We start from the raw sequence: 24,297 nt of genomic DNA, 5'->3' as shown, positions 1-24,297 counted from the left end.
CCATGCGCATCGAATGGATTGGGTGCCACCCGCAGCACGTGGCCGTGCTGGCGCGCTGGCATCACGCCGAGTGGGGGGCGCTGTACGACGATTGGACCCTGCCGGCGGCGACCGCCGAACTGGAAGACCACACCCGTCGCGCATCCCTGCCGACCACGCTGGTGCTGCTGGATGGCGACACCCTGATGGGTTCGGTCAGCCTGCTGATGGAAGACGCGCCGGAACTGCAGGATCGCGGCAGCCCCTGGCTGGCCAGCCTGTTCGTGTCGCCGGAAGCGCGCGGACGCGGGGGCGGCAGGCACCTGGTGGAGGCGGCCGTGGCGCATGCGGCGGCGCAGGGGGTGGAACGGTTGCGCCTGTTCACCCTCTGGCACGAGGACTTCTATTCCGGGCTCGGCTGGGAACTGGAGGAACGTGCGCAACTGCACGGCGTGCCGATCAGCATCATGGGCATCGTCCCGGCGCGCCACGTGGCGGAGTCGCCGCCGCCTTCCCTGCCGTATCCACTCCAAACCACGGGAACCCGGGCATGACCGATACCGACGCCTTCACCGCCACCGATCACGCGCTGATGGCGCAGGCCCTGCGCCTGGCCGAGCGCGGCGCCTACACCACGCGACCCAATCCGATGGTGGGCTGCGTGCTCGCGAAGGACGGCGAAGTGGTGGGCGAGGGCTGGCACCAGCGCGCCGGTGAGCCGCATGCCGAAGTGCTCGCCCTGCAGGTGGCCGGCGAGCGCGCCAGGGACGCGACCGCCTACGTGACCCTGGAACCGTGCGCACACACCGGTCGCACCGGTCCCTGCGCGGATGCGCTGATCGCGGCGGGCATCACCCGCGTCGTCGCGGCGATGCGGGATCCGTTCCCGCAGGTCGACGGAGCGGGCTTCGACAAGCTGCGCGCCGCCGGCATCACCGTGCAGTCCGGTTTGCTGGAGGCGCAGGCGCGCCAGCTCAATCGCGGCTTCCTGTCGCGCGTCGAGCGCGGCCGGCCGTTCGTGCGGGTCAAGCTGGCGACCAGCCTGGACGGACGCACCGCGATGGCCAACGGCGATTCCAAATGGATCAGCGGTGATGCCTCGCGCCTGGACGTGCAGCGTTGGCGCGCGCGCGCCGGCGCCATCCTGACCGGCGCCGGCACCGTGCTGGCCGACGATCCCTCGCTGACCGTGCGGCTGGAGGACGACACCCCGTTCGTGCCGCCGCTGCGGGTGGTGCTGGATCCGGGACTGGCGACCATCGCGCGCGGGCGGGTGCGCGAAGGCGACGCGCCCACCCTGTACATCCATACCGCCGACGCCAAGCCGCCGCGCGAAATCGCCGCGCAGCGCGCGGTGGCGCCGGCCGATGGCAGCAACTTCGATCTGCGCGCGGTGCTGGAGCTGCTGGCCGCGCGTGGCGTCAATGAGGTCCAGGTCGAAGCGGGCGCGACCCTGGCCGGGGCGTTCATCGCCGCCGGCCTGGCCGACGAAGTCCTGCTCTACGTCGCGCCAGTGCTGCTGGGCGACCAGGCCCGGCCGCTGTTCGCCGGCCTGGGCATCCAGAGCATGGCCGAGCGCGCGCGACTTAAGATTGTCGACGCGCGCGCGATTGGCGAGGATCAGCGCCTCCTCCTGCAACCCGTGCCCGCCACCTGAGCCAGCCCCCGACCATGGCCGCCTTCAAGGATCATTTCTCGGCGCTCGCCGACACCTACGCCAGTTCGCGGCCGACCTACCCCGAAACGCTGTACGACGCGATCGGCGCGGTGGTGCCGGCCAGCGCGCGGGTATGGGAGCCGGGCTGCGGCAGCGGCCAGGCGACCCGTGGCCTGGCCGCGCACTTCGCCCACGTCCACGCCACCGATCCCAGCGCGGCCCAGATCGCGCGCCACTGGGCGCAGCGCGAGCCGATCGGCAACGTGACCGTCGCGGTCGAACTGGCCGAAACGCCCTCGCTCGCCGATGCCAGCGTCGAGCTGATCGCGGTGGCGCAGGCGCTGCACTGGTTCGACCGGCGGGCGTTCTTCGCCAGTTGCGAGCGGGTGCTGGCGCCGGGCGGCGTGCTGGCCGCATGGACGTACCAGGACATCGTGTTCTCCGACGATCTCGCCGACGTGGCCGAGGCGGTGCGCGACGACATCGATCCGTACTGGCCGCCGGAGCGCAACGACGTGGACGTCGGCTACACCGGCTACGACTGGCCGTTCGAGGCGATGCCGGCACCGGCCGACCTCTGGCTGACCGCGGACTGGACCCTGCCGCAACTGCTGGGCTACTTCGCCAGCCTGTCCGCGACGGCGTGCTTCCAGGCCGCCACCGGCCGCGACGCCATCGAAATCCACGGCCCCGAACTGGCCGCCGCCTGGGGCGATCCGCAGCGCGTGCGGCGGATGCGCTGGCCGCTGGTCCTGCACCTGCGACGCAAGCCCGCCTGAATCCGGCCTCGCGTCGTTGCGGCCGGCGCGACACAGCGTCCGGCCGGGCGCGGCGGACGGCGGTGCTACAATGCGCGCGCCGGTTCGCCGGCAACCAAGACGTCTTCAGGGCGGGGCGAAACTCCCCACCGGCGGTAGGTGCGCAAGCACGAGCCCGCGAGCGCCTCCGGCCACGCCGGAGGGTCAGCAGACCCGGTCCAATGCCGGGGCCGACGGTCACAGTCCGGATGAAAGAAGACGGCAACGCGGGCACCGCGAGGTGTGCGATGGCCTGCGCCTGCCTCAATGCCTTGGGGCGTTTTTCGCTTTTTTCATTTCCGCGAGAAACGTTCATGCTCCCAGTATTCCCTGTTGTTGTTCCCGTCCCGACCGCGCGCGCGGAGGTGCCCTGATGTTCACTGGCATCATCGAGGGCGTGGGCGCGCTGGCCGCGTCCGAAATCCGTGGCGGTGACGTCCGCCTGACCATCCAGGCCGGAACCCTGCCGTTCGACCACGTGCAGCCCGGCGAGAGCATCGCGGTCAACGGCGTCTGCCTGACCGTGATCGATTTCGACGCCGGCTCGTTCCAGGCCGATGCCTCCAACGAGACCCTGGCGTTGACCACCCTGGGCCGGCTCAAGCCCGGCGCGCCGGTCAACCTTGAGCGGGCGATGCGGCCGACCGATCGCCTCGGCGGCCACCTGGTCAGCGGCCACGTCGACGGCATGGGCCAGGTGCTCGACATCCGCGAGGACGCGCGCGCGCAGCGCTGGCGCTTCGCCGCGCCGTCCGCGCTGCTGCGCTACATCGCCAAGAAGGGATCGATCTGCGTCGATGGCGTCAGCCTGACCGTCAACGAGGTCGACGACGCCGGCTTCGAAGTCGCGCTGATCCCGCATACGGTCTCGCACACCGCCTTCGCACAGACGCGGGTGGGCGATGCGGTGAACCTGGAAATCGATCTGGTCGCGCGTTACGTCGAGCGCCTGCTCGGCGCGCGCGACATGGAGGCGCAGGCATGAGCTTCGCCACCGTCCCCGAACTGCTGGAAGAAATCCGCAACGGCCGCATGGTCGTCATCGTCGATGACGAGGATCGCGAGAACGAGGGCGACCTGATCATGGCGGCCGAGCTGGTCAAGCCGTCGGACATCAATTTCATGGTCACCCATGCGCGTGGCCTGGTCTGCCTGTCGCTGACCCGCGAGCGCTGCCGGCAACTGGGCCTGCCACCGATGGTCCAGGACAACACCTCGCCGCACCACACCAACTTCACCGTCAGCATCGAGGCGGCCGAAGGCGTCACCACCGGCATTTCCGCCTACGACCGCGCGCATACCGTGCGCACGGCCGTGCGTCCGGATGCCAAGCCGCGGGATCTGGCCCAGCCGGGCCATATCTTTCCGCTGGCATCGCAACCCGGCGGCGTGCTCAATCGCGCCGGCCATACCGAAGCGGCCAGCGACCTGGCGCTGATGGCCGGGCTGGAACCGGCCGGCGTGCTGGTGGAGGTCCTCAATCCCGACGGCAGCATGGCGCGGCGCCCGGAACTGGAAGCCTTCGCACGCGAGCACGGCCTGAAGATGGGCTCGATCGAGGAGCTGATCCGCTACCGGCTCAGCACCGAGCACACGGTCGAGCGCGTGGACGAGCGCGACATCCAGACCGAGCACGGTCCTTTCCGCCTGTTCACCTATCGGGATCGGTTGAGCCACGGCCTGCACTTCGCGCTGCTGCGCGGCGCTGCCGTGGCTGACGTGCCCACGCTGGTGCGCGTGCACATGCAGAACCCGCTCGCCGACGCCCTGCATTGGCGCCGCGCCGATTTCGGCCCGGCCATCGGCGACGTGCTGCGCCGGATCGCCGCCGAGGAGCGCGGCGCGCTGGTGCTGCTGGGCGACGCGGCGACCCCGGACGCGCTGCTGGATCGCATCCGGGAGTGTCCGGAAGCTCCGGCCAGCCGGGCCGGCGCGTTGGCCGAATGGCGCCGCAACGGCGCCGGCAGCCAGATCCTGGCCGATCTGGGGCTGGGTCGCCTGCGCGTGCTCGGCACGCCGCGCCGCCAGGTCGGCCTGGCCGGTTTCGGCCTGGACGTGGTCGAGTACGTCGAACCCTGATGCCCGCGACCCGGCCGGCCCCGGCGCGCGGGGCCGGCCCTGCTAAACTTCCCAACCCCCAAGGAAACCCTGCCCATGGCCCACTACGAAGGCGATCTGCGCGCCCCCGAAGGCGCCCGCTTCGCGATCATCGCCAGCCGCTGGAACGCGCGCATCACCGACGTGCTGGTGGCCGGCGCGCGCGAAAGCCTGGCTGGCAACGGCGTGGGCGAGGAAGCCATCGACGTCATCCGCGTGCCCGGCGCCTGGGAAATCCCGGTGGCCGCCGCGCGCGTGGCCGCGGGCAGCGGGCATGCCGCGATCATCGCGCTGGGCTGCGTGATCCGCGGCGACACCCGCCATTACGAGCATGTCGCCGACAGCTGCGCCGAGGGCCTGATGCGGGTGCAACTGGATTTCGGCGTGCCGGTGCTCAACGGCGTGCTGGCGGTCGAGCGCATCGAGGATGCCGAGGCGCGCGCCGGCGGCAGCCATGGCAACAAGGGCGAGGAGGTCGCGCTCGCGGCCGTCGAGATGGCGCAACTGCTGGAACAGTTGCCGTAACCACATTCAGGCTGGAGAACCCGTGAGCCGACAGTACCGAAAAGATGGCGTCGATCCCGTGACCCGCGCGCGTGCGCGCCGTCGCGCCCTGCAGGCGCTGTACGCGTGGCAGCTGTCCGGTGGCGAGGTCGGGCAGGTGATCGCCCAGTTCGCGCACGAGCAGGCGCACGAGATCGCCGATCTCGAATATTTCGAGGACCTGGTGCGCGGCGTGGTGAAGCATCGCGCGCAGCTGGACGAAGCACTGGCGCCGTATCTGGATCGCACGGTGGAGGAGGTCGACCCGATCGAGCGCGCGGTGCTGCGCATCGCCGCCTACGAACTGCTGCACCGTCTCGACGTGCCGTACCGGGTGGTCCTGAACGAGGCCATCGAAACGGCCAAGCGTTTCGGCGCCGAGCACGGCCATACCTACGTCAACGGCGTGCTGGATCACGCCGCGGTCGCATGGCGTCCGGCCGAGACTTCGGCGAAGGCGCGCTGAGTCCGACGCGATGCGGAGCGGATCCGCAGCCCAAAATCCCCGCCCCGTGGACACCGGCGAATTCGATCTGATTGCCCACATCCGCGCGCGCGCCGGCCAGCGCGCGGACGTGGTGCTGGGCATCGGCGACGACGCCGCGTTGCTGCAAGCGCCCGCCGGCCGGCAACTGGTCGTCACCGCCGACATGCTCAACGCGGGCGTGCACTTTCCCGAAGCCACCGCGCCGCGGGACATCGGCTGGAAATCGCTGGCGGTGAACCTGTCGGATCTGGCCGCGATGGGCGCGGAACCGGCCTGGTGCACGCTTTCGCTGTCGCTGCCGGCAAGCGATCCGGCATGGCTGGACGCGTTTCTCGATGGCTTCCTGGCGCTGGCACGGCGGCATGGCGTCGCGCTGATCGGCGGCGATACCACCCGCGGTCCGCTGGCGATCGCGGTGACCGCGATCGGCACGGTCGAACCCGGTCGCGCGCTGCGGCGCGATGGCGCCAGGGTCGGCGATGACGTCTGGGTCAGCGGCACGCTCGGCGACGCGGCGGCCGCGCTGCATCTGTTGCCCACGCCGCCCGCCGACCTGCGCGAGCGCCTGGATCGTCCGGAGCCGCGAGTGGAACTGGGCCGCCGCCTCGCCGGTCTCGCGCACGCCGCACTGGATGTCTCCGATGGCCTGCTCGCCGATCTGGGCCATATCTGTCGCGCCAGCGGCGTGGGCGCGGAGGTGGACCTGGATCGCCTGCCGGCCTCCGCCGCGTTGGGTGCGTATCCGGCATCGGAGCGCTTCGCGTGGCAGGCGACCGGCGGCGACGACTACGAACTCTGTTTCACCGCCCCGGCCTCCACCCGGAGCGCATTGGCCGAACTCGGCGTGTCGCTCGCCCTGCCGTTGACGCGCGTCGGCCGCGTCGTGGACGGCGCGGGCGTGCTGGCCCTCGACGCCGAAGGACGCCCTTGGCAACCGCCACGCGCCGGCTACACCCACTTCTGAACCAACACGTAGAGCGAAGCTCGCTCCGTTGCTTTTTCCAACACCGCACACCGCCGAGCAAGCCCGACGCGACAGGAAACCCACCCGGCGCCCGCGTAGAGCGGAGCTCGCTCCGCTGCTTTTCCGACACCACACACCGCCGAGCAAGCTCGGCGCTACAGATCCGGTTCCGCAGCCTCCAGCAAGGCAGGCAATTCGGCGGCGCCGAGGGTCACCGGACGCACCTGCGCGTTGAGCGCTTCATTGCGCTCAAGCGGCAGGTTGTCGTCCATGCGACTGCCGGGCGGCAGCAGTGGGAAATCCAGGCGCAGGTCCGCCGCGCGTGCGCCGTGGCCGGCCATCTCGCGATACAGCGCCGCCGTCACGATCAACGATGCGCGCAACGAAGGATGCAGACTGTCGTCGGTGAACAGGACGACGTCGCGATGTTCCTGCTGGTAGGCGCGCAGGCGATGGCCGGCGAACACCGGCACGGCCTGCGTCACGCGCGCGGCCTGGCGCAATCCGCGATCCAGATTGTCCTGCCAGGTCGCATCCGGTCCCCAGGTTCCCAGCAGCAGCACCCGCGCGCCGGCCTTTTCCGCCAGATCGGCGAACTGCCGGTGCGCGCGCAGGCTGTTGCGGCAGACATCCTCCTCCTTCTGCGCGGGACTGGCGGCGCAGGCCAGCACACCGCCGCGTTCCTGCAGCACGACCACGTCCCAATGGCTCCCTTGCAACGCTTTCGCCGCGGCGCCGCGCTTCCAGTGCTGCGCCAGCTCGGCCCCGGGCATCACGTAGGTTTCGGTTTCGATCAGCGGGCCATCAGCCTGCGCGCGCGCCAGGCTGCGCAATAGGCCGGGCAGGTTGTTGACGTAGATCAGGCTGTTGCCGACCAGAAGGACCCGCAGGGTGGGGCGTTCTGTCGGCGCGTTGGCGGGAGACTGCGCGGCGGCGTGGGCGATGCTCGCGCCCGCCAGCACAAGCAGCAGCCCCAGGCGCTTCACGGCGGCAGCACCTTGCCCGGGTTGAGGATGCCGTCCGGATCCAGCGCGCGCTTGACCGCGTGCATCGCCGCCAGCGTCGCCGGCGTGAAGGCCTGCGGCATGAAATCGCGCTTGGCCACGCCGATGCCGTGTTCGCCGGACAGGGTGCCGCCGAGCGACAGGGTCAGTTCGAACAGGCGCGGAAGCGCCAGGCGCGCGCGCGCGGTCTGGGCCGGGTCCTGCGGGTCATAGAGGATGTTGACGTGCAGGTTGCCGTTGCCGGCATGGCCGAACGCGACGATGGGCAGGTCGAATTCCGCCGCCATCCTCTCGACGCCACCGACCAGATCCGGGATGCGGGAAACAGGCACGACGACGTCTTCGTTGATCTTGCCGTCGGCGATCGTGCGCAATGCCGGCGAGAGCGATTTGCGCGCCGCCCACAGGCGTTCGCGCGCGATTTCATCCGGCGCTTCGTCAAGCGCGATCAGTCCGTCGCCCGCGGCCGCGGTGGCAACGGCCTCGAGTGCGTGCGGGAGGGTTTCGCGTTCGCCATCGACCTCGATCATCAGCAGTGCGCCAGCGTCGGGAATGTCGGCGCCGCCGACCTCGCGCGCCAGCCGGATACAGGCCCGATCCATGAACTCCAGCATCGCCGGCGCGACCGGCTGCGCCATCACCCGCGATACCGCCGCCGCGGCCTGGGTGACGTCGTGATAGAGCGCGCGCAGGCTGGCGCGGCGCGGCGGCCTGGGCAACAGGCGCAGGGTGGCCTCCACGATCAGCCCCAGCGTGCCCTCGCTGCCGACCAGCAGATGGGTGAGGTCGTACCCGGTCGCGTCCTTGGTGGTGACGCTGCCGCAGGCGATCAGATCGCCGGTGCCGGTCACCGCCTGCAGGCCCAACACGTTGTCGCGGCTGGTGCCGTACTTCACCGCGTGCGGGCCACCGGCGTTGCAGGCGAGGTTGCCGCCGATGGTGGAAACGTCGGCGCTGGCCGGATCCGGGGCCCAGAACAGGCCATGCGGCGCCAGCGCGGCTTGCAGTTCGCCGTTCAGCACGCCGGGCTCCACCACCGCATAGCGATCGCCGGCCTCGATGCGCAGGATCCGGTTCATCCGTTCGAACGACACCGCCACGCCACCGGCATATGGAATCGCCGCGCCGGTACTGCTGGTGCCACTGCCGCGGGCCACGATCGGTACGCCGTGTTCGCGGCACGCCCGCACGATCGCCTGGACCTGTTCACGGGTGCGCGGCAGGGCGACCGCGTCGGCGAGGGCGAAACGGCGCGAATTGTCTTCGCCGTAGCGGCGGCGGGCGTCGGCGTCGGTCAGCCAGCCATCGCCGAGCAATTCGCCCAGCGCGGCATCCAGTGAGGCGGGAAGGGAGGGATTCACCCGCCCATTCTAAGGGAGCGGGCCGGCGTGGGATTCAGGCATCGTCGGCGCGGAAGGCGTCCGCGATCCAGTCCAGCCGCGGGGAATCCGGATCGCCGCGGGCATCGACCACGTCGAAACGGCAGGGCAGGTCGGCATAGCGGGGATGGGCGGCGAGAAACCGCGAGGCGGCATGGATCAACCGGCGACGCTTGCCGGCATCGATCGAGCCGGCGCCGCCGCCGAATGCATCCGAACGGCGATGGCGCACCTCGACGAACACCAGCACCGCCTCGCCGCGGCGTTCATCGCACATCACCAGATCCAGTTCACCGCCGCGGTAGTTCACGTTCGCGGCCAGCGGACGCAGGCCGGCGCGGATCAGGAACCCGCGTGCGGCCAGCTCGATCCGCGCACCCTGTGCGCGGCGATCAACCGCCATCGGCGATGGGAACCACCGCGCCGCTGCGGAAGGTCGACCAGGCCGGCGAGCGCAGCACGGTGCCGAAGCCGTCCAGGCGCAGGACGCCGGTGGCGCCACGCAGGCCCTCGTTGGTGTCGTTGGTCAGCTTCTCCAGATACGCGGTCAGCAGCCAGGCGTCGTAGCCGAACGCGAACAGGCGCGCGGCCGGACCGCGCGCGGTCGCCAGGCGTTCGCCGGTCACGCTGGCCGGCGGCAGGCCGGGCACGCCGCGGGTGGTCCAGGCTTCGGTCGGGAACACGATGCCGTCCAGCGCCACGTCATCCAGTACCTTGCCGGTGCCGGACAGCAGCTGCGAGGTGGCTACCCGGCTCTTGCCGCCGAGGCCGGCAAGCGCCAGTTGCGGCGCCAGCACGCGCGCGGTCGCGCCCTTCACCGCCAGGAACACCGCATCCACATTGGCCTGCGCGGCCGAGGCCAGCGCCGCCGACAGATCGCCGGGCGTGTCGCCGACACTGAGGTTGGCCGCGACCTTGCCGCCGCGCTCGCTGAAGCGTTCGGCGAACGCCTGCGCCGCGCGCCGGCCGTTGTCGTCGGCGCCACCGATCACCAGCACGTTGCGGCGCTCGCGCTCGAGCAGGTACTCGGCGGCCATGATGCCGTCGTCTTCCGGGGTCAGCGAGAAGCCGGCCATGCCATTCGGCGGCGGCACGTTGCCGCGGTTGAGCACCAGCGTGGGCACCTTGAGCGCGGGCTCGCGGAACAGCGCGCTGACCTCGTCGCGGCCGAGCGGGCCGATCACGAAATCGGCGCCGGCGGCGACCGCGCGGCCGTAGGCGGCAATCGCGCCACCGGCGGTGCCGCTGGTGTCGAAGAACTCCACTTCCGGCCGGCGCCGGCTCTCGCCGTAATAGCCGGCCATCAGGCCGTCGCGGACCGGCTGCGCGGCGGTGGCCAGATCGCCGGACAGCGGCAGCAGCACGGCCAGCTTCACCGGCGGACGGTAGCCGTCGCGCTCGGCCGGCGGACGGTTGCCGAATTGCCATTGGTCGCGATCGAACGGACGGGGCAGCGGCAGGCCGCGCCGCAGCAGGGCGCGACCGGCGAACTTGTACAGCGGATCGCCGGCCGGCAGGGCGGCGGCGTCGCGCGCCAGGGTGGTGTCGTCCAGGCCGGACAGCAGCCGATCGATCTCGCGCGCGTTGTCGGCGCGGGCCTGGCCGGTGAGGACCGCATCCTGCCGCGCCAGCTCCGCGGCACGGGCGATGGCGGCGGAGGCCTGTCCCTTCGGCGTGGTCGGGCCGCTGACCTGGGTGGTGGCGCAACCGGCGAACAGCACGGCCAGCAGCAGCGGGGCGAGAATCCTTGCGAAGCGCATTTCCATAGGCATCGGCGGCGACAGGACGGAGGAACCGGCTACGATTCTACCCCTGCCGAAGGATCCCCACTGAATGCCCGCCGGAACCCTGTTCATCGTCGCCACGCCCATCGGCAACCTGGCGGATCTGTCGCCCCGGGCGCTGGAGACCCTCCGCCAGGTCGCCGCCATCTGCGCCGAGGACACCCGCCGCAGCGGCCAGCTGCTGGCGCATTTCGGCATCGAGCGGCCGCTGGTTGCCCTGCACGAACACAACGAGGACGCACTGGCCCAGCGCATCGTGGCGCGCCTGCAGGCAGGTGAATCGCTGGCGCTGGTCAGCGACGCCGGCACGCCGCTGGTCAGTGATCCCGGCTATCGCGTGGTGCGCGCGGCGCGCGCGGCCGGAATCCCGGTCAGTCCAGTGCCCGGCGCCTGCGCGGCGATCGCCGCGCTGAGCGTGGCCGGATTGCCGAGCGATCGCTTCGTGTTCGAGGGATTCCTGCCCGCCAAGGCGTCGGCGCGCCGGGATCATCTCGCGCAACTGGCCGGCGAAACCCGCACGCTGGTGTTCTACGAGTCCTCCCATCGCATCGCCGAGTCGTTGGCGGACATGCGCGCGGCGTTCGGCGACGATCGCCCGGCGGTATTGGCCCGCGAGCTGACCAAACTGTTCGAGACCGTGCTGGACGGCAACCTGGCCGATCTGCAGCGGAAGGTCGATACCGACGACAACCAGCGCAAGGGCGAGTTCGTGGTCATCGTGCAGGGCGCCGGCGAGGACGCCGATGCGCAGATCGCCGAGGGACGCCGCGTCTATGCGCTGCTCAACGCGCACCTGCCGCCGTCGGCGGCCGCCAAGCTGGCGGCGGAAATCACCGGCGCGCCGCGCAAGGCGCTGTACGGACAGAAGGACTGAGGAGACTCCGGCGGGGAGCGTCGTCCTGTGGTCGCCGGGAAACTGCTAACGTGCGTGCGACTTCCGGGGAAGCCGCCATGATCAGGATCCGATCCGCGTTCGCGACGCTGGTGTTCTGCCTTGCCCCATGGACGGCGCACGCGGCCGAGCCGGCTCCCCCGAAGCAACACTTCGTCGACATGGAACAGGGCCAGCGCCTGCGGCTGGATATGTTCGAACCGCAGACCGGATCCGCGCCACGCCCGGCCATCGTGCTGTTCCATGGCGGGGGCTGGTCCGTGGGCGAGGCGTCCTGGATCCATCCCACCGCGCGCCTGCTGGCGGAGCAGGGCATGGTCGCCATCTCGGTGGAGTACCGGCTCTCGGATCAGAAGACGGTCACGCCATTCGACGCGGTGGCGGATGCGCGCGCGGCCATCCGCTGGGTCCGCGCCAACGCCGCGGAGCTGGGGGTGGATCCGGCACGGGTGGCGGCGGGCGGCATTTCAGCGGGCGGCCATCTGGCGGCATCGACGGCCGTGTTCGACGAGCCGGGAGGCGCATCGATGTCCGCGCGCCCGGATCTGCTGGTCCTGTGGTCACCCGCCGTGGCGGTGGCAAACGATGGTTGGTTCACCCGGCTCAGCGGCGGCCCCGCGCAGGCGGCGGCGCTGTCGCCGGATCGGCATGTCCGCGCCGGGCTGCCACCGGCGATCCTGCTGCAGGGGGCGGAGGACAGCGTAACGCCGGCTGCGGGCGCGACCCGCTTCTGCGATCGCATGCGGCAGGCGGGAAACGTCTGCGAGCTGGTGATCTACCCGGCTGTGGGGCACTTGTTCACCCGCAACCTGCAGCAGCAGGAGGAGCCCGACTACAAGGCGATCGACATGGCGATCGACGCCGACGCCGACCGCAAGGCGATCGCGTTCCTGCAACAGCGCGGGTTCATCACCAAACCGCGCGCGCCATGAGACAATGCGCGCGGCGGAGCCGGCCAGACAGTCGCGTCATGCGCAAGCATGCCGAGGAAAGTCCGGGCTCCACAGGGCACGGTGCCAGGTAACGCCTGGGCGGCGCGAGCTGACGGAAAGTGCAACAGAAAGATACCGCCGAACGGCTCTCCGGAGTGCGTGGCAAGGGTGAAATGGTGCGGTAAGAGCGCACCGCGAGTCCGGCAACGGACCGGCACGGCAAACCCCACCGGGAGCAAGACCAAATAGGGAGGCTATGCCGCGGCCCGCGGTGCCTCCGGGTAGGTTGCTTGAGCGTAGCGGTGACGCTGCGCCTAGAGGAATGACTGTCCAAGACAGAACCCGGCTTATCGGCCGGCTCCGCCTCATGTTTACTGGGCTTGTGCCCAGTAAACCCCAAAGTTCGCTGCGCGAACTTCGGGCCCCGATGCGCACTTCCATACCCCCGTCGTTCGCGCCGCTGGCGCGAACTCGCCCCCTGACTCAGGGGGCTTTGTGCTTTCGGACAGGTCGAGCCGCGTGACGCGTTTGTCGTGCCAGTAAACCCCAAAGTTCGCTGCGCGAACTTCGGGCCCCGATGTGCACTTCCATACCCCCGTCGTTCGCGCCGCTGGCGCGAACTCGCCCCCTGACTCAGGGGGCTTTTGCTTTCGGATGGATCAGGCTTGCGTGTTCGTGAGCGGGTTCGGCGCCATCGCGTAGAGCGGAGCTTGCTCCGCTGCTCCTTGGGCGGCCGGATGCGGTATCCCCCTTACGGCGGCATCCGGTTGGAGAGGGTGGTTTCGCCCAGCAGGTGGCCGTCGGGGCCGAAACGGCGTTCGCTGATCCAGCCGTGGCCCTGGTGGTCGATGGCGATGAGGGTGCTGGCCCGGGTGCCATAGATCGGGTTGCGGATGAAGGCGGCCGACAGCAGACGTTCGCGTTCCAGGCCGACGCCGGTGTCGGGCAGTTCCGGGTCGGGGGCGAGGTGTTCGTCGGCCAGGCCGCGCCAGAGCAGGTCCACGTCCTCCATCTCGCGTGACACCCAGTCGGACATCACCTGCATCAGCCGCAGGGTCTTGGGCCAGGGCTCGTCGAGGTCGCCGTTGGATAGTCCGTGCACGCCGTCGGCCAGGAGCATTCGACGTGGATGCGGGTAGTTGCTGACGTATTCGCAGACGTTGGCATCGGCAACCAGCATATTGAAGGGGGCATAGGCGTCTGCCGCCGACCCGGTCGCGCCCGCGTATGCGGACGCGGACAGGCCGCTGCCGAGGAAATCCGCCGCCAGCGCGCCCCGCGACGGGGCCTGCGGGACGACGATGCGGGGATCCCGGACGTTGGTCACCACCGTCATCCGCCCCGAGAGGTCCAACCCCGCCCAGGTGCCGCCGGAGCGCAGATCGCGTCCGGCCAGCACCTCCGGCCGGTCGGACCAGCGCGCCAGGGCGGCGGTCGGACGCTCGTGCGCCTCGTCGCGGTTGCCGGCCATGACCAGGCGCCAGCGGGGATGGATGTTCCAGGCGATGGCGAGCAGGCACATGCCCGCATTCTGGCCCCTTGCGCGCCTCGCCGTCAGCAGTCGCAATCCACGGCGAGACTGAGATCACGTCGTGCTCACGTCGGTGAATCTGACCCGAATCTCAAAATCTGAGACGAAACAGCAACTTGTGGATAAGGCTTGAACAAGTCTCTGAAGTTTGCTGCAAGCCCTTGATACATCAAGCGATTTTTTGTCGATCTGCCTGTTGACAACCCTGTGCGCGGTGCTAATGTGGGCATCCGAGGGAAAACCGGGTTTTTAGTGGGTTTTCGTGGTTCAATTACCGCCTTCGTGCGGACGGGCAAGGGCAGGATTCGTGTTTCAGGGTGAGACCGCCATCACGGTTGACGACAAGGGACGGCTAGCGGTGCCCACCGCTTACCGCGACCTCGTCGCGCGCGAGTGCGGCAACCGGCTGGTCATCACCTACAACCCGTTCGAGGCCGGCAGCCTGTACCTGTACCCCGAACACGAATGGCAGCGGGTCAGGGACGAGGTCAGCAAGCTGCCGAGCACCCAGCGCGCCCACCGCAGCCTGCAGCTGAAGCTGATCGGCGCCGCCTCGGTGGTGGAACTCGATGGCAATGGCCGCATCAGCATCCCGGCGAGCCACCGCAGCGCGGTCGGCATCGAGAAGAAAGCGGTGCTGCTGGGCATGGGCGACAAGTTCGAATTGTGGAGCGAGCAGGCACACCACGCGCAGATCCGCCAGACCATCGGCGACGAGGATCTCAGCGCGCACATGCTCGAGTTGCGCTTGTGAGGACCGGTGACGGCACGCGGCAGTCCGCGCAGGCCGGTCACCTTTCAGCGCTGCACTTGCCGGTGTTGTACACGCAGGTCATGGAAGGGCTGCAGGTGAAACGGGACGGGACGTATCTGGACGGCACGTTCGGGCGTGGAGGACACGCGCGCGGGGTGCTGGAACGACTGGGGCCGGGAGGTCGGCTGCTGCTGATGGACAAGGATCCCGAAGCGATCGCGCACGCCGAACATACGTTCGCGGACGATGCGCGCGTCGCGATCCGCCGTGGCAGCTTCGCCGGCATGGCGGAGTGGGACGCCACCGCCGCAGGCCTGGATGGCGTGCTGCTGGATCTCGGGGTCTCGTCGCCGCAGCTGGACGTGGCCGAGCGCGGCTTCAGCTTCGGCAAGGATGGCCCGCTGGACATGCGCATGGATCCCGAATCCGGCGAGAGTGCCGCGGCGTGGCTGGCTCGCGCCGACGAACGCGAGATCGCGGATGTGCTGTGGACCTACGGCGAGGAACGCATGAGCCGCCGGATCGCCCGCGCGATCGTAGCGCGCCGCGCGTCGCAGCCGTTCGTCCGCACCGCGGACCTGGCCGAGGTCATCGCCTCGGCGATGCCGCGCGGCAAGCAGGACATCCATCCGGCCACCCGCAGCTTCCAGGCCATCCGCATCCATATCAATCGCGAGCTGGCCGACCTGGAAGCCGGCCTCGACGCCGCGCTGGCGCGCCTGAAAACCGGCGGACGGCTGGCCGTGATCAGCTTCCATTCGCTGGAAGACCGCATCGTCAAGCGGTTCATTGCCGCGCACGCCAAGGCGCCGCCGGCCAACCGCCGGTTGCCGGTGCAGGAAGAATTCGTGCCGACCCTGCGCATGATCGGCGATGCCCAGAAGGGCACGTCCGAGGAAATCGCTGGCAATCCGCGCGCCCGCAGCGCGGTGCTGCGCGTGGCCGAGAAACTGGAGGCCGCCGCATGATGCGCTTCCTGATCGCGGTGCTGCTGGTGGCGAACGTGGCTTCGGCCATCGGCGTGATCTACGCGCGCCACCGCCATCGCCAGCTGTTCGTCGAACTTTCGCGGCTGGAACGCTCGCGCGACGAACTGAACGTCGAATTCGGCCGGCTCCAGCTGGAGCAGGCCACGGTGGCCGAGAGCACCCGCATCGACCAGATCGCGCGCGTGCGGCTGGGCATGAAGTTCCCCGAGACCAACGATGTCGTGGTGGTGCGCCCGTGAACTCGCGCAGCACGCCGCCGCTGAAGAACCGCAACCGCGCCCGCTTCAACCTGCGCGGACGGCTGGCGCTGGTCATCGGTGCGCTGGGCCTGTGCTCGGTGAGCCTGATCGGACGCGCTGCCTACGTGCAGCTGATCAACAACGACTTCTACCAGCGCCAGGGCGACTCGCGCTTCCTGCGCGAGATTCCGATCCCGACCTCGCGCGGCATGATCACCGATCGCAACGGCGAGCCGGTGGCGGTGTCCTCGCCGGTGGAATCGGTATGGGCCAATCCGCGCGAACTGCTGAAGACGCCGGATCGCCTGCCGGAGCTGGCGCAGGCGCTGGGCGTGCCGCTGGAGCACCTGACCAACCGCCTGTCGCAGCGTGCCGACAAGGAGTTCGTCTACCTCAAGCGCCGGATCAATCCGGACGAGGCGCACCGCATCCTGGCGCACAAGATTCCCGGCGTGTTCTCGCAGCGCGAGTTCCGTCGTTTCTACCCGCAGGGTGAGGCGATGGCGCACGTGCTGGGCTTCACCAACATCGACGATCGCGGCCAGGAAGGACTGGAGCTGGCGTTCGACGAATGGCTGCGCGGCAAGCCCGGCGCCAAGAAGGTGATCCGCGACAACCGCGGCCGCATCGTCGAGAACGTCGATCTGGTGCGTTCGGCGGAGCCGGGCAAGGACCTGACCCTCAGCATCGATCGCCGCATCCAGTTCCTGGCGTTCCGCGAACTGCGCAACGCGCTGATCGAACACCAGGCCAGCAGCGGCTCGATGGTGATCATGGACGTGACCACCGGTGAAGTGGTGGCGATGGTGAGCCTGCCGACCTACAACCCCAACGCGGTCGGCCAGGCCGGCGCCGAGACGCGCCGCAACCGCGCGGTGACCGACATCGTCGAACCCGGTTCGACGATGAAGCCGATCACCGTCTCGGCCGCGCTGAAGGCGGGCGCGGTGACACCGTCCACCCTGATCAACACCTCGCCGGGCTACATGTCGCTGGGCCGATACACCATCCGCGACGTGCCCCGCAACAACGGCGTACTGACGGTCACCGGCATCATCACCAAGAGTTCCAACATCGGCTCGGTGAAGCTGGCCGAGAAGCTGCCCAACGACTATTTCTATTCGGTGGTGCGCAGCTTCGGCTACGGCAGCGCGCCCGGCAGCGGTTTCCCCGGCGAAGGCGTCGGCATCCTCGCGCCACCGGCGCGCTGGAACGGCCTGCAGAAAGCCACCATGTCCTATGGCTACGGCCTGTCGGTGACGCCGCTGCAGATCGCGCGCGCCTACGCGGCGCTGGGCAACGGCGGCCGGCTGGTGACCCCGACCTTCGTCAAGGGCGAACACCACGAGGCGCCGCAGGTGCTGGATCCGGCCATCGCCCGCGAGGTCGTGGGCATGATGGAAACCGTGGTCACCCAGGGCGGCGCCAAGCGCGCCGGCGTGCTGGGCTATCGCGTCGCCGGCAAGACCGGCACCGCGCGCCTGGCCTCGGGCGGCGGCTACGCGCGTGGTCGCTATGCCTCGCTGTTCGCCGGCCTGGTGCCGGCGAGCAATCCGCGTTTCGCCGCGGTGGTGGTGATCAGCGACTCGCAGGAAGGCGGTTACTACGGCGGCTTGGTCGCCGCGCCGGTCTTCCACAACGTCATGGATGGCGCGCTGCGCCTGATGGACGTGCCGCCGGACGACATCGAGACCTGGCTGGCCGTGCAGGCCAAGGCCGAGGCGAAGCTGGGCGGCAACAAGCCGGCGGCGCCCGCGGCGATGCCCGCCAGCCTGGACGATGCCACCGACATGACCGATTCGCCCACCTTCGACGCTCCCGCGCCGGTGGCCGTGCAGGGCACGGGAGGCGTGCGATGAGGCGCATGATGGCGCTGGCCGAACTGCTGCCCGACGTGGACGTGCCGCGCGACATCGTGGTGCGCGGACTGGTCCAGGACAGCCGCACGATCGAGCCGGGCGACGCCTTCGTGGCGATCGCCGGTTTCGGCGCGCATGGACTCAACTTCGTCGAGCAGGCCCGGCAGAAGGGCGCCAGCGCGATCCTGTACGAACCCCCGGCGCCGCCCGGCATGGACGTACCGCGCGACGCCATCGCCGTGCCCGGCCTGCGCGCACGCATGGGCGCGATGGCCGATCGCTTCCACGCCTTCCCCTCGCGCGACATGAAGCTGGTCGGCGTCACCGGCACCAATGGCAAGACCTCCACGGTGCAGTTGCTGGCGCAGGCCTGGCATATCCGCGGCACCCGCTGCGGCAGCATCGGTACGCTGGGCGCGGGCATGTACGGCGAAGTCGTGCCGACCGGCTTCACCACTCCGCTGGTGCTGCAGATGCATGCGCTGCTGGCACAGCTGCGCGATGCCGGCGCCAAGGCGGTGGCGATGGAAGTCAGCTCGCACGCGCTGGATCAGGGACGCGTGGACGGCGTGCACTTCGATGTCGGCGTGTTCACCAACCTCACCCGCGATCACCTCGATTACCACGGCGACATGGCGACCTACGGCGCGGCCAAGGCGCGCCTGTTCGCCTGGCCCGAGCTCAAGGCGGCGGTGATCAACCTCGACGACGAGTACGGCCGCGTGCTGTATCCGCACCTGCCCGGCGCGGTGCAGGGCGTGGGCGTCAGCTCGCGCGGACAGGAGTCGGCCACCCTGCGCGCGGACGCATTGCGTCTGGACGCCAGCGGCATCGCGTTCGATCTGGCCACGGGCGGCGAATCCCATCCGGTGCAGTCGCGCCTGCTCGGCCGTTTCAACGTGGACAACCTGCTGGCGGTGGCCGGCGTGCTGTACGCGCTGGGCGAGGCGCCGCAGGAAATCGCCCGCACCCTGTCGCGACTGCAGCCGATTCATGGGCGCATGAACCGCCTCGGCGGCAGCGTCGACGAACAGGGCCGCCGGCTGCCGTTGATCGTGATCGACTATGCGCATACGCCCGACGCGCTGGAACAGGCCCTGTCCAGCCTGCGCGACCACGCCGGGGGCCGGCTGATCTGCGTATTCGGCTGCGGTGGCGAGCGCGATGCGGGCAAGCGTCCGCAGATGGCCGCGGCCGCCGAACGGTTGGCGGACCGCGTGTTCGTCACCGACGACAACCCCCGGGGCGAGGACGGCGACCGCATCGTCGCCGACATCGTGGCCGGGTTCACCCGGCCGGACGCCGTCACCGTGCTGCGTGATCGCCGCCTGGCGATCGAACGCGCGGTCGGCGAGGCCGGCGAGAACGACATCGTGCTGATCGCCGGCAAGGGCCATGAGCCGTACCAGGAAATCAATGGCGTGAAGCATCCGTTCGACGACACCGCGGTGGCCCGCCAGGCATTGGAGGCGCGCGCATGAAGCGGCTGCCGCTCTCGCTGCTCGCGCACTGGGCCGGTGGCGAACTCCACGGCGACGATGCCGTGGTGGACGCGATGACCCAGGACACCCGCGCCCTGCAGCCGGGCAGCCTGTACGTGGCCCTGCGCGGCGAGCGCTTCGACGGACACGACTTCGCCTACGACGCGGCCATGCGTGGCGCCGCCGCGGTGCTGGTGGAGCACACCGTCAACGTCGACCTGCCGCAGATCGTGGTGCCCGACAGCCAGCTCGCATTGGCCCGGATTGCCGCGGGCATCCACCAGGATCAGTCCGGGCGCGTGGTCGCCATCACCGGCAGCAACGGCAAGACCTCGGTCAAGACGCTGGTGGTCGCGATCCTGCAGCGCGCCGGCGTGACCTATTTCAACCCGGGCAACCGCAACAACGAGATCGGCTTGCCGCTGGCGGTCATCGACGCACCGGACGACGCCGACTTCGCGGTCTACGAAATGGGCGCCGGCCAGCCGGGCGACATCGCCTACCTGACCGACATCGTCGCGCCCGACGTGGCGCTGGTGAACAACGTCGCCGCCGCCCACCTGGAGCGGATGGGATCACTGCTGGGCGTGGCCGAGACCAAGGGCGCGATCTACGACGCCCTGCCGGCGTCCGGCACCGCGGTGATCAACGCCGATGACGCGTTCGCCGAATACTTCGCCGAGCGGGTCGCCGATCGCCGGATCCTGCGCTTCGGCCTGGAGGCCAGCGCCGACGTGACGGCGCGCGATATCCGCGCCGGTGCGACCGGTTCGGGTTTCACGCTGGTCGCGCCGCAGGGCGAAGTGGCGGTTGAGCTGCACCTGCCCGGACGCCACAACGTGCTCAATGCGCTGGCCGCCGCCTCGCTGGCGCTGGCCTGCGACGTGTCGCTGGCGACGATTGCCGAGGGCCTGGGCGCGGCGCAGCCGGTCGCGGGCCGCCAGGTCGCGCGCACGCTGGGCAACGGCGCGGTGCTGATCGACGACAGCTACAACGCCAACCCGGGTTCGCTGGCCGCCGCCATCGATGCGCTGGCCGCCGGCGATGGCGAAGCCTGGCTGGTGCTGGGCGACATGCGCGAACTCGGCGCCGACGCCGAGGCGCTGCACGCCGATGCCGGCCGCCGCGCGCGCACCGCCGGCATCCGCCGTCTCTACACATTGGGTCCGCTCAGCCAGCACGCCGTGCAGGCGTTCGGCGAGGGCGCCCTGCATTTTGAAACACACAAGACCCTGGCCGAAGCGCTGCGCGCCGATCTGCATGCCGGTGTGCGCTGCCTGGTGAAGGGTTCGCGCGGCAGCGCCATGGACAAGATCGTCACGGCGCTGCTGGCCGAAGGGGAGGGGAAATCGCATGTTGCTTGAGCTCGCACGCTGGCTGCAGAGCCTGGAGAATTTCTTCGGGCTGTTCGGCTACCTGACCTTCCGCGGCATCCTTGCCGCGTTGACGGCGTTGTTCCTGTCGCTGTGGTGGGGACCGGCGGTGATCCGCCGCCTGGCGCAGTTCAAGGGCGGCCAGCCGATCCGCCAGGATGGTCCGCAGACGCATTTCTCCAAGGCCGGCACGCCGACCATGGGTGGCGGCCTGATCCTGATGACCGTGCTGGCGGCGGTGCTGCTGTGGGGCGACCTGCGCAACAAGTACGTGTGGACGGTGGTGCTGGTGATGCTGGCGTTTGGCGCCATCGGCTGGTACGACGACTGGATCAAGATCGTCAAGCGCGATCCCAACGGCCTGAAGTCGCGCTGGAAGTACCTGCTGCAGTCGATTTTCGGCCTGGCCGCGGGTCTTTACCTGTACCTGTACGCCGACGTGCCGGCGGCCACGACCTTCTACGTGCCGTTCTTCAAGTCGATCGCGCTGCCGCTGGCCGGCATCGGCTTCGTCGCCATCGCCTATTTCTGGATCGTCGGCTTCTCCAACGCGGTCAACCTGACCGACGGCCTGGACGGGCTGGCGATCATGCCGACCGTGCTGGTCGCCTGCGCGCTGGGCATCTTCGCCTACGCCTCGGGCAACGCGGTGTTCTCCAACTACCTGCAGATTCCGCAGGTGCCGGGCGCCGGTGAACTGGTGATCATCTGCGCCGCCATCGCCGGCGCGGGCCTGGGCTTCCTGTGGTTCAACACCTACCCGGCGATGGTGTTCATGGGCGACATCGGCGCGCTGGCGCTGGGCGCCGTGCTGGGCACCATCGCGGTGATCGTGCGCCAGGAACTGGTGCTGGTGATCATGGGCGGCATCTTCGTCATCGAAACGCTCTCGGTGATGATCCAGGTCGCCTCGTTCAAGCTGACCGGCAAGCGTGTGTTCCGGATGGCGCCGATCCACCACCACTTCGAACTGAAGGGATGGCCGGAGCCGCGCGTGATCGTGCGCTTCTGGATCATCTCGGTGGTGCTGGTCCTGGTCGGACTGGCCACGTTGAAGGTGCGCTGATGAACGACCGCGCCCGCCAGGCGACACGACTGGAGGCCATCGGTGGCCGCTATGACCCGTGGCTGCTGGGCGCGGCGCTGGCGCTCGCCTCGCTGGGCGTGGTGATGGTCGCGTCGAGCTCGATCTCGCAGACCGCCACGCCGTTCTACTACCTGGTGCGCCACCTGATGTTCCTGGCCGGCGGCCTGGGCCTGGCGATCTGGGCGATGCGCACCGAACTGAAGACCGTCGAGCACTACAACCAGCTGCTGCTGCTGGGCTGCGTCGGCCTGCTGCTGCTGGTGTTCGTGCCCGGACTGGGCGTGAGCGTGAAGGGTGCGCACCGCTGGATCAACCTGGGCGTGTCCAACTTCCAGGTGGTCGAGGCGGTCAAGGTGTTCTTCATCGTCTGGCTGGCCAGCTACCTGGTGCGGTTCCGCGACGAGGTCAACGCGACCTGGATCGCGATGCTCAAGCCGCTGGGCGTGGTGGTGGTGCTGGTCGCGCTGCTGCTGATGCAGCCGGACTTCGGTTCGTCCTCGCTGCTGCTGGCGATCACCGCCGGCATGCTGGTGCTGGGCGGCGTCAACATGCCGCGCATGTTCGGCCCGGTGCTGGTCGGCTTGCCGGTGCTGGCCGTGATCGCCATCGCCGAACCCTATCGCATGCGCCGCCTGACCTCGTTCGCCGATCCGTGGGCGGATCCGTTCGGCTCCGGCTACCAGCTGACCAATGCGCTGATGGCGATCGGCCGAGGCGAATGGTCCGGCATCGGCCTGGGTGGTTCGGTGCTGAAGCTGAACTACCTGCCGGAAGTGCACACCGACTTCATCTTCTCCGTCATCGGCGAGGAACTCGGCTTCGCCGGCATCTGCCTGGTCATCGGCCTGTACGCGCTGCTGGTGGGCCGCGCGTTCTGGGTGGGCCTGCGCTGCGTCGAGATGCGCCGCCACTTCGCCGGCTACTGCGCGTTCGGCATCGCCCTGTGGATCGGCCTGCAGAGCTTCGTTTCGATGGGCGTGAACCTGGGCCTGCTGCCGACCAAGGGACTGACCCTGCCGCTGATCTCCTCCGGCGGCTCCAGCGTGCTGATGACCTGCGCCGCGATGGGCCTGCTGCTGCGGGTGTCCTACGAACTGGATCGCGCCCAGCGGCAGGTCGCGCTGCGCGGCGAATTGCAGGCCGGCGCGGAACCGGCACCGGCCGCGTCCGACACTCCGGCGACCGCGCCGTCCGCGACTGCGCCCGCGACGACGCCCGCGCCCGCGGCCGTGCGCGGCACCAGCCGCCTGCGCCAGCGCATCGAACCCATTTTCGGGAGGACCGCATGACCGCGTCGGTCCAGCCCGTAATGATCCTCGCCGGCGGTACCGGCGGGCATATCTTCCCCGCGCTGGCGGTGGCGAAGGTATTGCGCGCGCGTGGCGTGCCGGTGACCTGGCTGGGCGCCGACGGCGCGATGGAAACCCGGCTGGTGCCGCCGCACGGCATTCCGCTGGATACGCTTCCGATCTCCGCCCTGCGCGGCAAGGGCAAGCTGGCGCTGCTGGGCGCCCCGCTGCGCGTGGGTCGTGCGATTGCCGGCGCAATGGGCCTGCTGCGCGCGCGCCGTCCGCGCGCGGTGGTCAGCTTCGGCGGTTTCGCCGCCGGTCCCGGCGGCATGGCCGCGCGGCTGTCCGGCAAGCCCCTGCTGGTGCACGAACAGAATCGCGCGCCCGGTTTCACCAATCGCGTGCTGGCGCGCTTCTCGCGCCGCGTGCTGACCGGTTTCCCGGGTAGCTTCGCCCACGGCGAGGAATACGTCGGCAATCCGGTGCGCGAAGAGATCGCCGCGATCGCGCCGCCCGCGCAGCGCATGGGCGGGCGCGAAGGCCCGCTGCGCGTGCTGGTGCTCGGCGGCAGCCAGGGCGCGCGTGCGCTCAACCAGTCGGTGCCGCGCGCGGTGGCGATGCTTGGCGCGGAAATGCCGGTCGAGATTCGCCACCAGTGCGGCGAGAAGCTGCGCGAGGAAGCGGTCAAGGCCTATGCCGATGCCGGCGTGCCGGCCAGCGTGGAGGCTTTCATCACCGACATGGCCGCCGCGTACGGCTGGGCCGACCTGGTGGTGTGTCGCGCCGGAGCATCCACCCTGGCCGAGGTCTGCGCGGTGGGCGTGGGCAGCGTGCTGGTGCCGTTCCCGCAGGCGGTGGACGACCACCAGACCCGCAACGCCGAATTCCTGGTCGAGCGCGACGCCGCGATCCTGCTGAAGCAGGACGCCTACCTGGCCGAGCGCCTGCATGGCGTGCTGAGCGATCTCGCCCAGCACCCGGACAAACGAAAAGCCATGGCCGAGGNCCTGGCCAAGACCGATGCGGCCGACCGCATCGCCGACATCATTCTGGAGGAAAGCCGTGATTCGTGATTGGGCAATGGAGATTCGCAACAGCAACGCCACCGGCCAGGGCCGGCGGCGCGAGCAAGCGTGCACGAATCCCCAATCCCGAATCGCCAATCCCGGCCCGGGAGGCG

At 69.8% G+C, this 24,297-nt stretch carries 23 protein-coding genes, 1 other RNA gene, 1 pseudogene and 1 riboswitch; of the genes and pseudogenes, 20 read left to right on the top strand and 5 right to left on the bottom strand.

The window, feature by feature from the left end:
- Positions 1 to 2 precede the first annotated feature (2 nt).
- From ACTJI2_RS11385 to thiL, 8 genes are all read left to right on the top strand, one after another.
- The gene (locus ACTJI2_RS11385) at positions 3 to 533 is read left to right on the top strand and encodes a GNAT family N-acetyltransferase (protein ID WP_440842130.1); all 531 of its coding nucleotides are present in this window, start codon (positions 3 to 5) and stop codon (positions 531 to 533) included.
- On the top strand, positions 530 to 1,636 hold the full coding sequence (ribD, locus tag ACTJI2_RS11380) for a bifunctional diaminohydroxyphosphoribosylaminopyrimidine deaminase/5-amino-6-(5-phosphoribosylamino)uracil reductase RibD (RefSeq protein ID WP_440842129.1): 1,107 nt from the start codon (positions 530 to 532) through the stop codon (positions 1,634 to 1,636). Before ACTJI2_RS11385 ends, ribD begins: the two co-directional genes overlap by 4 nt.
- A 14-nt stretch (positions 1,637 to 1,650) precedes the next feature.
- Positions 1,651 to 2,415, top strand: coding sequence for a class I SAM-dependent methyltransferase (locus ACTJI2_RS11375; RefSeq protein ID WP_192197973.1), 765 nt, complete (start codon positions 1,651 to 1,653; stop codon positions 2,413 to 2,415).
- A 97-nt stretch (positions 2,416 to 2,512) separates the two neighbouring features.
- Positions 2,513 to 2,658: riboswitch (FMN riboswitch) on the top strand.
- A 148-nt stretch (positions 2,659 to 2,806) separates the two neighbouring features.
- Positions 2,807 to 3,418, top strand: a complete 612-nt coding sequence (locus ACTJI2_RS11370; protein ID WP_183639057.1) for a riboflavin synthase — start codon at positions 2,807 to 2,809, stop codon at positions 3,416 to 3,418.
- The gene (gene ribB / locus ACTJI2_RS11365) at positions 3,415 to 4,512 is read left to right on the top strand and encodes a 3,4-dihydroxy-2-butanone-4-phosphate synthase (RefSeq protein ID WP_440842128.1); all 1,098 of its coding nucleotides are present in this window, start codon (positions 3,415 to 3,417) and stop codon (positions 4,510 to 4,512) included. Before ACTJI2_RS11370 ends, ribB begins: the two co-directional genes overlap by 4 nt.
- 75 nt (positions 4,513 to 4,587) lie before the next feature.
- Positions 4,588 to 5,055, top strand: coding sequence for a 6,7-dimethyl-8-ribityllumazine synthase (gene ribH, locus ACTJI2_RS11360; protein WP_183639053.1), 468 nt, complete (start codon positions 4,588 to 4,590; stop codon positions 5,053 to 5,055).
- Positions 5,056 to 5,077: 22 nt separating this feature from the next.
- Positions 5,078 to 5,539: a transcription antitermination factor NusB gene (gene nusB, locus ACTJI2_RS11355; RefSeq protein ID WP_249888679.1), complete on the top strand. Its 462-nt coding sequence runs from the start codon at positions 5,078 to 5,080 to the stop codon at positions 5,537 to 5,539.
- 10 nt (positions 5,540 to 5,549) lie between these two features.
- Entirely contained in the window at positions 5,550 to 6,524 is a 975-nt protein-coding gene (gene thiL / locus ACTJI2_RS11350) for a thiamine-phosphate kinase (protein WP_440842127.1), read from the top strand.
- Positions 6,525 to 6,679: 155 nt separating this feature from the next.
- Here thiL and ACTJI2_RS11345 read toward each other — a convergent pair whose 3' ends face one another.
- From ACTJI2_RS11345 to ACTJI2_RS11330, 4 genes and pseudogenes are all read right to left on the bottom strand, one after another.
- The gene (locus tag ACTJI2_RS11345) at positions 6,680 to 7,510 is read right to left on the bottom strand and encodes a hypothetical protein (RefSeq protein WP_440842126.1); all 831 of its coding nucleotides are present in this window, start codon (positions 7,508 to 7,510) and stop codon (positions 6,680 to 6,682) included.
- Positions 7,507 to 8,889 carry an FAD-binding oxidoreductase gene (locus ACTJI2_RS11340; protein WP_440842125.1) on the bottom strand — a complete coding sequence of 461 codons (1,383 nt, stop codon included), beginning with the start codon at positions 8,887 to 8,889 and terminating at the stop codon, positions 7,507 to 7,509. The genes ACTJI2_RS11345 and ACTJI2_RS11340 overlap by 4 nt, the downstream gene beginning before the upstream one ends.
- Positions 8,890 to 8,923: 34 nt before the next feature.
- Positions 8,924 to 9,310, bottom strand: coding sequence for a YraN family protein (locus ACTJI2_RS11335; protein ID WP_183639044.1), 387 nt, complete (start codon positions 9,308 to 9,310; stop codon positions 8,924 to 8,926).
- A pseudogene (locus ACTJI2_RS11330) lies at positions 9,300 to 10,547 on the bottom strand (penicillin-binding protein activator); the annotation flags it as partial. The pseudogene ACTJI2_RS11330 and the gene ACTJI2_RS11335, both read right to left, overlap by 11 nt.
- A 193-nt stretch (positions 10,548 to 10,740) precedes the next feature.
- On the opposite strand from ACTJI2_RS11330, the gene rsmI reads away from it, so the two are divergent.
- The 3 genes from rsmI to rnpB all read left to right on the top strand — a co-directional run bounded on the left by rsmI (position 10,741) and on the right by rnpB (position 12,881).
- Entirely contained in the window at positions 10,741 to 11,565 is an 825-nt protein-coding gene (gene rsmI, locus ACTJI2_RS11325) for a 16S rRNA (cytidine(1402)-2'-O)-methyltransferase (RefSeq protein WP_183639039.1), read from the top strand.
- Positions 11,566 to 11,642: 77 nt separating this feature from the next.
- On the top strand, positions 11,643 to 12,515 hold the full coding sequence (locus ACTJI2_RS11320; protein WP_440842124.1) for an alpha/beta hydrolase: 873 nt from the start codon (positions 11,643 to 11,645) through the stop codon (positions 12,513 to 12,515).
- Between the two features lie 15 nt (positions 12,516 to 12,530).
- An RNA gene (gene rnpB, locus ACTJI2_RS11315) (RNase P RNA component class A) lies at positions 12,531 to 12,881 on the top strand.
- A gap of 385 nt (positions 12,882 to 13,266) precedes the next feature.
- Here the strand turns inward: rnpB and ACTJI2_RS11310 are convergent.
- Complete coding sequence (locus ACTJI2_RS11310) at positions 13,267 to 14,037, bottom strand: NRDE family protein (RefSeq protein WP_440842123.1); 771 nt, start codon at positions 14,035 to 14,037, stop codon at positions 13,267 to 13,269.
- A gap of 316 nt (positions 14,038 to 14,353) precedes the next feature.
- Here ACTJI2_RS11310 and mraZ point away from each other — a divergent pair, with 316 nt between their 5' ends.
- The 9 genes from mraZ to murG are packed head-to-tail and all read left to right on the top strand — an operon-like array spanning position 14,354 to position 24,190.
- The gene (gene mraZ, locus ACTJI2_RS11305; RefSeq protein ID WP_141455681.1) at positions 14,354 to 14,800 is read left to right on the top strand and encodes a division/cell wall cluster transcriptional repressor MraZ; all 447 of its coding nucleotides are present in this window, start codon (positions 14,354 to 14,356) and stop codon (positions 14,798 to 14,800) included.
- Positions 14,797 to 15,768 (top strand): 16S rRNA (cytosine(1402)-N(4))-methyltransferase RsmH, encoded by a 972-nt coding sequence (rsmH, locus tag ACTJI2_RS11300; protein ID WP_343227056.1) that lies wholly within the window; start codon positions 14,797 to 14,799, stop codon positions 15,766 to 15,768. Before mraZ ends, rsmH begins: the two co-directional genes overlap by 4 nt.
- Positions 15,765 to 16,028, top strand: a complete 264-nt coding sequence (ftsL, locus tag ACTJI2_RS11295) for a cell division protein FtsL (protein ID WP_141455682.1) — start codon at positions 15,765 to 15,767, stop codon at positions 16,026 to 16,028. Before rsmH ends, ftsL begins: the two co-directional genes overlap by 4 nt.
- Complete coding sequence (locus ACTJI2_RS11290) at positions 16,025 to 17,887, top strand: peptidoglycan D,D-transpeptidase FtsI family protein (RefSeq protein WP_440842121.1); 1,863 nt, start codon at positions 16,025 to 16,027, stop codon at positions 17,885 to 17,887. Before ftsL ends, ACTJI2_RS11290 begins: the two co-directional genes overlap by 4 nt.
- The gene (locus ACTJI2_RS11285; protein WP_440842120.1) at positions 17,884 to 19,368 is read left to right on the top strand and encodes a UDP-N-acetylmuramoyl-L-alanyl-D-glutamate--2,6-diaminopimelate ligase; all 1,485 of its coding nucleotides are present in this window, start codon (positions 17,884 to 17,886) and stop codon (positions 19,366 to 19,368) included. Before ACTJI2_RS11290 ends, ACTJI2_RS11285 begins: the two co-directional genes overlap by 4 nt.
- Entirely contained in the window at positions 19,365 to 20,732 is a 1,368-nt protein-coding gene (locus tag ACTJI2_RS11280) for a UDP-N-acetylmuramoyl-tripeptide--D-alanyl-D-alanine ligase (protein ID WP_440842119.1), read from the top strand. The genes ACTJI2_RS11285 and ACTJI2_RS11280 overlap by 4 nt, the downstream gene beginning before the upstream one ends.
- Positions 20,722 to 21,807, top strand: a complete 1,086-nt coding sequence (gene mraY, locus ACTJI2_RS11275; protein ID WP_141455685.1) for a phospho-N-acetylmuramoyl-pentapeptide-transferase — start codon at positions 20,722 to 20,724, stop codon at positions 21,805 to 21,807. Before ACTJI2_RS11280 ends, mraY begins: the two co-directional genes overlap by 11 nt.
- Positions 21,807 to 23,117, top strand: a complete 1,311-nt coding sequence (ftsW, locus tag ACTJI2_RS11270) for a putative lipid II flippase FtsW (RefSeq protein WP_203323082.1) — start codon at positions 21,807 to 21,809, stop codon at positions 23,115 to 23,117. Before mraY ends, ftsW begins: the two co-directional genes overlap by 1 nt.
- A complete protein-coding gene (murG, locus tag ACTJI2_RS11265) occupies positions 23,114 to 24,190 on the top strand; it encodes an undecaprenyldiphospho-muramoylpentapeptide beta-N-acetylglucosaminyltransferase (protein WP_440842118.1) in 1,077 nt (358 codons plus the stop codon). The genes ftsW and murG overlap by 4 nt, the downstream gene beginning before the upstream one ends.
- Positions 24,191 to 24,297 lie beyond the last annotated feature (107 nt).

This window comes from Pseudoxanthomonas sp. 22568, assembly GCF_052044485.1.
GTDB classification, from domain to species: Bacteria; Pseudomonadota; Gammaproteobacteria; order Xanthomonadales; family Xanthomonadaceae; genus Pseudoxanthomonas_A; species Pseudoxanthomonas_A beigongshangi.
Note: the sequence above shows the minus strand (reverse complement) of the source record. Positions and strands in the feature narration are given on the sequence as shown.